The sequence below is a fragment of the Mesorhizobium sp. M4A.F.Ca.ET.090.04.2.1 genome (assembly GCF_003999085.1).
In the GTDB taxonomy this organism is placed as follows: Bacteria; Pseudomonadota; Alphaproteobacteria; order Rhizobiales; family Rhizobiaceae; genus Mesorhizobium.
Window position 1 is genome coordinate 1 of sequence record NZ_RZOT01001027.1, and the last position, 447, is coordinate 447.

The window sequence follows — 447 nt, forward strand, 5'->3', positions numbered from 1 at the left end:
ATATGGAAGGGGCAGAGCCGGTGGTATTCGGCGACCGCGCGCAAGGCAACCGGCAGCACCGGCACCAGCCTGGTCTTGCCGCCCTTGCCGATGATGCGCAGCACCGTGTCCGTCTCCGACACCAGCTCGGCGCCGGCGAGGCCGAGCGCCTCGGAAATGCGCAGGCCCGAGCCGTAGAGCAGCGTCAGCACGGCGGCGTTGCGGGCGGCGATCCAGGGCTCTTCCGCCAGCTGGCCTTCGACGGAGACGACGTCTCTTGCATCACTCGCCGTCAGCGGCTTGGGCAGCGATTTCGGCTGGCGCGGCGCGCGCAGCGCCGCCGCGCCCGCAGCATTGGCGAGGCCGCGGCGTTCGAGGAAGCGCAGCAGCGAGCGGATACCGGCCAGCCCGCGGCCGAGCGTGCGGGCACCGGCGCCGGCGTTGCGGCGGGCGGCGAGGAATCCGCGC

Annotated in this window: 1 protein-coding gene; it reads right to left on the minus strand. The window is 73.4% G+C overall.

Going from position 1 to position 447, the window contains the following annotated elements; all coding sequences use genetic code 11:
* Nucleotides 1–447: tyrosine-type recombinase/integrase (locus tag EN781_RS33875; RefSeq protein ID WP_145965845.1), on the minus strand; the 447-nt coding region annotated here is incomplete at both ends.